The sequence below is a fragment of the Bellilinea sp. genome (genome assembly GCF_053501535.1).
Genome location: NZ_JBRCOK010000128.1, coordinates 1 through 9039, shown reverse-complemented (window position 1 = coordinate 9039; position 9039 = coordinate 1). Strand labels below are relative to the sequence as shown.

Annotated in this window: 6 protein-coding genes; 3 read left to right on the top strand and 3 right to left on the bottom strand. The window is 56.4% G+C overall.

What is annotated here, in order from left to right; translation table 11 throughout:
* Positions 1 to 196 (top strand): aldo/keto reductase (locus tag ACWIZX_RS12010; RefSeq protein ID WP_448335951.1); only part of this gene is annotated, 196 nt, incomplete at its 5' end.
* 219 nt (positions 197 to 415) lie between these two features.
* Here ACWIZX_RS12010 and ACWIZX_RS12005 read toward each other — a convergent pair.
* Complete coding sequence (locus ACWIZX_RS12005; protein WP_448335950.1) at positions 416 to 3211, bottom strand: helicase C-terminal domain-containing protein; 2796 nt, start codon at positions 3209 to 3211, stop codon at positions 416 to 418.
* Positions 3212 to 3324: 113 nt separating this feature from the next.
* Here ACWIZX_RS12005 and ACWIZX_RS12000 point away from each other — a divergent pair, with 113 nt between their 5' ends.
* On the top strand, positions 3325 to 4392 hold the full coding sequence (locus ACWIZX_RS12000) for an HAD family hydrolase (RefSeq protein WP_448335949.1): 1068 nt from the start codon (positions 3325 to 3327) through the stop codon (positions 4390 to 4392).
* Here the strand turns inward: ACWIZX_RS12000 and ACWIZX_RS11995 are convergent.
* Both ACWIZX_RS11995 and ACWIZX_RS11990 read right to left on the bottom strand, forming a co-directional pair.
* The gene (locus ACWIZX_RS11995; protein WP_448335948.1) at positions 4389 to 5873 is read right to left on the bottom strand and encodes a serine hydrolase; all 1485 of its coding nucleotides are present in this window, start codon (positions 5871 to 5873) and stop codon (positions 4389 to 4391) included. The two genes, ACWIZX_RS12000 and ACWIZX_RS11995, sit on opposite strands and share 4 nt — an antisense overlap.
* 122 nt (positions 5874 to 5995) lie before the next feature.
* Entirely contained in the window at positions 5996 to 8701 is a 2706-nt protein-coding gene (locus tag ACWIZX_RS11990; protein ID WP_448335947.1) for a valine--tRNA ligase, read from the bottom strand.
* Positions 8702 to 8805: 104 nt separating this feature from the next.
* Here ACWIZX_RS11990 and ACWIZX_RS11985 point away from each other — a divergent pair.
* A partial coding sequence (locus ACWIZX_RS11985) for a hypothetical protein (protein WP_448335946.1) occupies positions 8806 to 9039 on the top strand: 234 nt, incomplete at its 3' end.

Here is a 9039-nt window from a genome sequence, read left to right as displayed (position 1 = left end):
GATTGGCGCGCGGTATGGGGTGACGAAAACGACCCTCGCGATTGCCTGGCTGCTTCGCCACCCTGCTAAAATGCAGCCGGTGGTCGGCACTACCAATCTTCAACGGTTGAAGGACTGCGTGAAAGCAGCCGAGGTGAACCTCACCCGCGAAGAGTGGTATGAAATTTATCTGGCGGCCGGCAATACGCTGCCGTGAAGGCGTTCAGGCTGAAATTTTCCTCCAATTGGAAGTAGTGGTCTATTTAACGTGGGTTTGGGTTAAGCACAAACCGCGGCGAGCAGGGAAATGGACCCCCTCCCACCTCCCCCAATATTGCTTCCTCGATATTGGGGGAGGCGCAGGAGGGGGCAAAATTCTGAAATTGGATGCAAAAAAGGATTTATCCCGAACTGACGTTTTTTATAAGCTATCTGCTTAGAGGTTTAACCAGCGTGTGGTGATGGCAGGCAGGTCGTTCAGCGAACCGACGTGAACCTTGCATTGCGGCAGGGATTCGAGGAAAGCCTTGCCATACTGCTTGGAAAGGATGCGTCGGTCGAGGATGACAACCACCCCGCGGTCGGACTGGGTGCGAATCAGCCGCCCAAAACCCTGGCGAAAACGCAAAATGGCTTCCGGCAGTTGATATTCGTTGAAAGGATCGTCAAATGTTTCCGAACGGGCGGCAATGATCGGGTCAGAAGGCACATCGAAGGGTAACTTGACGATAACCAGCACCGAAAGAGCCTCACCGGGGATATCCACCCCTTCCCAAAAAGCGCGGGTTCCCAGCAAAACGGCTTTATCGCTTTCCCGAAAAGTTTCCAAAAGGAGATTGGCAGACGCACCCTCACCCTGCTCATAGACCTGAATTCCCGCTTCCAGCAAAGCCGGGGTGATTGCCTGTGAAGTGCGCCGCAGTTGGGCATACGAAGTAAACAGCACCAGCATCCGCCCGCCGGTGGCGCGTGCCAGCCGAATCAGATTGTGTTCAACCGCACGTTGATAGCCGTTGGCATCTACCGGTTCGGGAATGTCTTTGGCGATGAAGAGCAGCGCCGCATTTTCGTAATCGAACGGTGAGCCGAGAATCAGTTCATCGGCCTCATCGGCATTCAGGCGCGAACGCAGGTAATTAAATTCACCTTCAGCCGTCAGGGTGGCAGAGGTCAAAATAATGCTGTTCTTTTCATGCCAGAGGTATTTTTCCATCAATGGCCCGATGTGCAACGGGGCAATTTGCAGGGATAGCCGGTTGTTGTTGGGACTGATTTCTACCCAGTAAATGGCTGCGGGGTCCGGCTGGCTGACCAGTCCATGGATGTAAGCCTGCGCTTCGCTCAAACGGCGGTGGATACTGGCTAAATTGGCGAGGGTGTCTTCAACATCTTCCCCCATCCGCTCAAGCCCCTCGCTGATTCCTTTGTGTAATTCAGCAATCAGGTTGAGCAGCAGGCTGAGGGTTTCGTTGGTGCTGTCCCATTGAATTTCGACCTCTGTCCAATCGGGCAGCTTTCGGGTTGAGGGTAAAATGCGCACCTGCTGCCCATACGAACTGACCGGTTTGCCTTCCCGGGCGTTTTCCATGAAGACTTCGATACTCTTAAGGAATTGTTTGAGGTCAAAATCCAGGCGCGTGGCCAGGTCGGTTGCTCGTTGTACCGTTTTTGTGAGCAGCCCAAAATCGGATGGGCGCAGGAATTCTTTGAGCAAACTAACCAGCCGCCCCAAAACACCGCTGGAAGTTCCCCCAAGTTCGTTCAAAAGGCGCGAGAGATCGTTTTGGGTGACGCGGTAACTGAGTGCATTCGTCGAGGCCGACTCGATGTGATGACCTTCGTCCACAATCAGATACTGGTATTCGGGCAGTACCCGGCTTCCGGTGACTACATCGGAGAGCAACAGCGCATGATTGACGATAATCAGGTGGGCGCTGAGGGCTTGCTGGCGGGACTGGTAAAAGGGGCAGGCACCGCCCATGCGGCTTACGCATACTTCGGCTTTGCAGCCCTCATCCTCAGCCGAAAGGCGCATCCACACCTCGCGCTCGGCCGGGCCGTTCAGGTTAATTTCAGAACGGTCACCCCGCCCGCCTTCTTGCAGCCAGACCAGTACTTTGGCCAGTATGCGCAATTCTTCGGGTGTTTCGGGACCTTTGTGTCGCAGGGCTTCCAGCCGGCGCGGGCAGAGATAATTGCTGCGTCCTTTCAGGACAGTGGCACGCAGGTCGAGTTTGAGGGCGTCACGTAAATCGGGGATGTCTTTGTTGATCAGCTGCTCCTGCAGGGTGATGGTGTTGGTGGAGATCACCACGCGGGTATTGTTTTGAATAGCCCATAGAGCAGCCGGCACCAGATAGGCAAAGGATTTACCAATGCCGGTACCGGCTTCGACCATCAGATGTTCCCCGTTTGAAAGAGCGCGGGTGACCGCCCGCAGCATCTCCACCTGCTGGCTGCGGTATTCGAACTGGTCAAAGTAGCGTGCAAACAGCCCGCCCGGTTCCAGTATGGAGGCGACTTCATCCTCATCCAGCGGCTGAGGAGTTTCGACCAGGGTAAGCGGTGCAGCCAGGCGATGTTCGGCTGCAAACAATCCGTCATATTGCTGCTGGCGGGTCTGGCGGGCTTCAATGGGTTGACGGGAGCGCGCCCGCAGGATTTGCCGGAAAATCCAGCTGCCGTCCCATTCGACGGGTTCGCTGTGACGGACGATTTCGGCCAGCAATTCAATCGGTAATTCCAGGGCGCGTTGGTACAACTGCCAGAAAACGGCGTGAGCAAGGCGGGCATCGTCCAGCGCGCGGTGGGAATTGGGGATGAGAATCCCCAGAATCTGTCCTAATGAACCCAAATTGTAACGGCTGGCGGTTGGCAGCAGGACGGCGGCCATTTCGTAGGTGTCAATTGCCTCAACAAAAGGCAAAATCCCCTGCCGCTGCAGGAAGCTCAAATCGAAACGGATATTGTGACCAACCACCGGTGAATCACCGATGAAATCCGCCAGTTCATGCAGCACAGCGCGGATTGGCGGGGCATTGCGCACCATATCGTTGTTGATGCCGGTCAGGGCAGTGATGGCGGGCGGAATGGGGCGCTGCGGATTGATGAGGGTATCCCACTCGGCCTCGATGCGGCTGCCGTTGAAACGCACCGCGGCAATTTCGATGACCGCATCCTTCTGAGCATCCAGCCCGGTCGTTTCAATATCCAGTGCAATCAAAGAGGGCATGTCAGGGATTATACCATCCTGCACCGGAACAGCCGTGATTTGAAAGTGTTCCTCAAATGTGGTAAAACTATTTTCGTTTGTTCCTTACAACATTTGTAAATGGGTAGAAAAAAATGGAAATTTCACAAGGTGTTGAAGTGATCGCCTTTGATTGGGGCGGCACGCTGATGAAAGGCAGCGGGCCGCAAGACCGTCCCATGGTCGAGTGGGATCAGGTTGAGGCAGTGGAAGGCGCGGCAGAGATTCTATCCGCCCTGTACGGCCGTTTCCGGTTGGTTGTGTGTACCAATGCGGAAATTTCCACGGCGGAGCAGGTGCGCGCAGCGTTGAATCGGGTTGGTTTGGGGGAATTTATTGAGGCCATCTTCACTCCCCAGGAACTGGAAAATGCCCGCAAGCCGGAAAAGGGGTTTTTCCACGCTGTGGAGCGGGCCTTAGGCGTGCGAAGCGAAGCGGTGCTTATGGTGGGCGATGATGCGTTAGGGGATGTGGGCGGCGCTGTACTGGCGGGCTGGCGGGCAGTGTGGTTCAACCCGCAGCGGGTGGCTGCGCCGGCTTTACAGCCACTGGGTGATGCCGAAGTGACCTGTTTGGAAGAGTTAACAGAGGTACTGCAAAATCGGCGGTTACCGGGGGCGGATCAGGCGCGCTTGTGGCTGTTAGAGCAACATGCAACAGCCAATCTGCTGGTACATGTAGAAATGGTTGCCGCGCTATCTTATCAAATTGCCGTCTGGTTGAGGAACAGCGGTGTGATGGTCAACCCCCTGCTGGCTCACCGCGGCGGTCTGCTGCACGATTTGTGTAAAATCTCGGCGCGCGGAGGCCATATTTTACATGGCGATTTAGCGGCTGACTGGCTGCAAGCGCGCGGAGAAACGGAACTGGCTGGAATTGCCGCCACTCACATGCTTTTTAACCTGCTGGAAGAGGGTAAACGCCCGCAAACCTGGGAAGAAAAAATCGTCTATTACGCCGATAAACTGGTGGAAAACGGGCAGGTTGTGCCTTTCAGCAGGCGCATGGATGCGCTGCGTCAGCGTTACAGCATGGAGCAGCAACGGGTTGATCGCTTGGCTGAGGCAATCCCTGTGCTGGAGCGCGAGTTAACCGCTCCGCTCGGCTGGACGATTGAGCAGCTGGTGGAGCGTTTACAGCAGTCTTTCTGGAAAGGGAATTAAGGATTGCCCAGCGTATAGTAGTTATAGACACCCTGGGCAAGAAAGGCCATCAACTCATTGGCGGGATTGAATAACAATTGAGTAGGGTGGTAGAGGTAAACCACCAGTACAAAATTGCCACCGCTGGTGTAAATAATGCCGGCATCGCTCATTGTGTGAATCAGTCCATCACGCGGATCGGTGATCCAGCCGTGTTTGTGGGCAATTTGTACCCCTTCGGGCAAACCGGCCTGAAACAGGACGCCGATGCGGTTTTTGGAAAGCAGGCTGATCATCAGGCGGCACTCGTTCTGGGTGATTTCACCGGGGAAGACCGCCTGAAAAGTTCCCCCGCCGTTGACGGCACACTGGTAAATGTCGTTCAGCAAAACGCCGATTTCCATGGGGGTGGTCTGGTTGTAGCGATCGGGATCGGTGTTGACATCGCTGCGCTGATTGGCCGGGGTGGAATAGGTGCGCAGCAACGGCGCACCCGGGTAAAAGTAACCCGCTAAAAAGGTGTTTTTCAGCCCCAGCGATTGGATATCGGCGGTCACTTCCAGCGGGCCGAGCCGTGAATCCAGTACCACCTGCATCAGCCGGTCTGCCGGATCGTTTTCGGAAAGTTCGATCATCGCTTCGAGTAAGTTGGTTACTTCTGGCGGGACAGGTTCAGACACGCGCCGGAACACGGATATCATAATGGGGATTTTCATGGTGGAAGCCGCCGTGAAGGCAATGCCCGGGGCAATCACCTGACCGTCGTTGTAAGCAAAGTTAATTTCCTGCCCGGTCTGCAGATCGAGCAGATAAATTTCGGCCAGACCATCGTAACCGCGTGTGGTGAGAATTTGCTGCAAGAGCACCTGCACATTCTGAAAAACCGGGCGGGTGGGACTTACGCGGTTGAAGGAAAGGTTGACGACGCGGTTGGAAGGATTTCGGAGGGCATCAGAGATAAGAATGACGGCGCGGTCAATATCCAATACAATGCCGGGCTGACCCGGCTCGAAGGCGGTGGTGCCGGGCACAGGGGAGGCAGGTGAAGGCGGCCGGTCATAGCGCGCAGCGATTTCGTCGCGCAGATAGGCGCGCAAACGCTCTTCCGAAAAGCTGGCGCGCAGCGGAACTTCGGCGGGGGTGGGAAACTGGTTCCACAAGTAGTCCCAAAAGGCGGCCCAAAAAGGTTGAGCCACCCGCTGCTGATCGGCTGCAGCCAGCATGGCTTCCAGGTCCAGCCGAAAACCGGCAGCCGATGGCCGCATCTGAATGACGGCATCCGCATAGCGGATTTCAACCGGTACGCTGTAGGCCTGGGTAAGCCGTTCGGCGGCCTGCTGGCGGTTTAGCCCGGCAACCGGTACACCGGCAATGATAGTACCCGGCGGGAAGGCTGCCCTTAACCGGCTGTATTGCACCAGCTGTAACACCAGTAAAAGCACCCCCAAAAACAGGAATAAAATGGAAACCCAGCGAAGAATGATTACGCTGCCTCGTCTCAACCTTTCCTCCGTTCACAAACGAAACAAATTGTACCAGATTCGTGCCAGCCTGCGGAAAGCGGCACAAACGGATGAGGGTTTTTAAGCCTCATCCGTTTGTGAAGGGGTAGTTTGATGTTCCTTTACAGGTTCTCTAACTGCTCCCGCAGACGGCCGGCGGTTTCTTCGAATGTAGCCAGTTTCTGCCGCTCTTTTTCGACCACCGCTGGGGGGGCTTTTTCGGCAAAGGGCGAAGCCAGTAACCCGCGCAGGCGTTCAATTTGTTTTTCGGCCTCGGCCAGCTCATTTTGCAGACGGGCGCGTTCGGCTTCCAGGTCCACCAGATCAGCCAGCGGCAGGTAAATTTCAACGCCTGCCACTACAATTGCAATCTGATTTTCGGGTTTGTCCGCTAAATCTGCCAGCAGTGTGAGGTGATCGGCCTGGAGATAGGCCAATGCAGCAATCGCGGCGGCCTGCTGCTGGAATACAGCCAGTTTGTTGCCGGCAACAATGGTAGCCGGAATGCGCTTGCCGGGGGTGACCTTCTTTTCGGTGCGCAAATTGCGGATGGCGCGGATGACCTCTTGAATCAGGTTGAAATCGGCAATTTTTTCCTCTTCCCAACCTTCAACGGCTTGCGCCTGCGGCCAGCGGGCGATGATCAGGGCTTCTTCCCAGCCGCCTTTGGGGCTGAAGTCGTCGCCTTTTTCCTGTGCAGCGCGCTTGAGGTGCCCCCACAACTCCTCGGTAACGAAGGGGGTGAAGGGATGCAGCAGGCGCAGACAGGCATCCAGCACCCGTAGCAGGGTTTGGGCGGTGTAAAAGGCGCGGTCACCGCCTTCTGCCAGTTGCAGTTTGGCAATCTCAACGTACCAATCCGCAAATTCCGACCAGAAGAAGTCGTAAATCTGGCGACCGGCTTCACCATATTGATAGTTGCTGAACAAACGCTCCACATCGCGCAGCAGTTGCTGCAGGCGTGCCCAAATCCACGAGTCGGCCAGTGTCCACTGCGGAGCAGCCTGCGCCTGCGCCGGGGCCTGCGCCAGAGCGCCCAGCACAAACCGGCCGGCGTTCCAGACTTTGTTGGCAAAGTTGCGGTTGGCTTCCACCTTCTTCAGGCTCAGGTTCATGTCATTGCCGGGGGTGGAGCCCACCAGCAGGGTGAAGCGCAGCGCATCGGTGCCCATTTCGTCCATCACTTCCAGCGGATCAATCACATTGCCTTTGGTTTTGCTCATCTTCTGACCGTGTTCATCGCGGATCAGGCCGTGCAGATACACCGTGTGGAAGGGCGGCTTTCCGGTGAATTCCAGCCCGAACATGATCATGCGCGCCACCCAAAAGAAAAGAATATCGTAACCGGTTTCCAGTACGCTGGTGGGGTAAAAGTAGCGCAGGTCGGGGGTTTCTTCCGGCCAGCCCAGTGTGGAAAACGGCCACAGCCCGGAGGAGAACCACGTATCCAGCACATCCTCATCCTGATGGATGCGGCTGCTTTGACAGTGGGCGCAGTGGGTCGCATCCTCGCGGCTGACGGTGATCTTGCCGCAGTCATCGCAGTACCAGACCGGGATGCGGTGACCCCACCACAACTGGCGGCTGATGCACCAGTCCTCGATGTTTTCCAGCCAGTTGTAATAGACTTTGGTGAAGCGTTCCGGCACGATTTTAATTTGCCCTTCCCTTACGGCGCGCAGGGCGGCTTCGGCGAGCGGTTGAATGCGCACAAACCACTGGGTGGAAATCATCGGCTCGACAATTTCACCGCCGCGCTGGGAGCGGGGGACATTGAGGGTGTAAGGCTGTTCTTTGATGACCAACCCGGCAGCGCGCATGTCTTCCCACATCCGCTTGCGGCACTCAAAACGATCCAGGCCGGCATACGGCCCGCCGTTTTCGTTGATGGCGGCCTGGGGGGTGAGGATGTTGATCATCTCCAGATTGTGACGCAGGGCAATCTGGTAATCGTTGGGGTCGTGCGCCGGCGTGATTTTAAGCGCGCCGGTGCCAAATTCGCGATCCACATATTCATCGGCAATGACCGGAATTGCCCGGTTGAGAATGGGGACAAGGACTTTACGCCCAACGTAGGCACGGTAACGCTCGTCTTCCGGGTGGACAGCCACTGCCGTATCGCCCAAAATTGTTTCCGGGCGGGTGGTGGCAACCGGGATGTATTCCTGCGGATTGTCGGCCAAAACATACTTAAAGAAGTAAAGGGTGCCGGGCTCTTCGCTGTATTCTACTTCCAGGTCGGAGACGGCGGTTTTCAAACCGGGCGACCAGTTAATCATACGCGGCCCGCGGTAGATCAGACCTTTTTCATACAGGCGGACAAAGGCTTCGCGCACGGCGCGCGAGAGACCCTCATCCAGCGTGAAACGCTCGCGCGACCAGTCGCAGGATGCGCCCAGCCGGCGAATCTGGCGAGTGATGATGCCGCCGTATTTTTCTTTCCATGCCCAGGTGCGGCGCAAAAATTCCTCGCGTCCCAGCTGCTCACGGGAGAGGCCCTCTTTGGCGAGGGCTTTTTCCACCTGTAACTGGGTGGCAATGCCGGCGTGGTCGGTGCCCGGCACCCACAGGGTTGGGATGCCCTTCATGCGGTGGTAGCGAATCATCAGGTCTTCCATGGCAACGAACATGGCATGGCCGAGATGCAGTTCGCCGGTCACATTGGGGGGTGGGATGGAAATGACGAACGGACGGCGGGAAGGGTCGTGGTCGGGGGAACGCGGGTCGTTGGCTGGCTTGAAGTAGCCGCTGGCTTCCCATTGGGCGTAAATTTTTTCTTCCACCGAAGCAAAGTCGTAGGTCTTGGGTAAGGAAAACGGTTGATTCATGCTCGCTCCTGAGTTGTGAAAATTCAATCAAAAAGCAGCCCTTCGCTTTGAGGACGAAAGGGCTGCTTCCGCGGTACCACCTCAATTCATTGCCGTGGCCGGCAATGCACTCCAACCTGAACCAGTATTCAGGCTTTGCGCTAACGGGCAAACCCGCGCCGTTCTACTTTCCCGAACAGGGATTTCTTCGGCGATTTCACCGGGCGACCTTCGGTCAGGGTCAACTGGGGAGGCTTTCAGCCGGCGGCGCTCCGTCTCTGTCAGTAACCGGTCAACCTACTCCTCCCGGCACTCCGTTATATGTTTTGATTATTATAGCGGTTTCGGGCGCGGCTGTC

Excerpts from the sequence above, each read along its gene's own strand:
- ACWIZX_RS12005 (WP_448335950.1), bottom strand. The coding sequence starts at position 3,211 with ATGCCCTCTTTGATTGCACTGGATATTGAAACGACCGGGCTGGATGCT.
- ACWIZX_RS12000 (WP_448335949.1), top strand. The coding sequence starts at position 3,325 with ATGGAAATTTCACAAGGTGTTGAAGTGATCGCCTTTGATTGGGGCGGC.
- ACWIZX_RS11990 (WP_448335947.1), bottom strand. The coding sequence starts at position 8,701 with ATGAATCAACCGTTTTCCTTACCCAAGACCTACGACTTTGCTTCGGTG.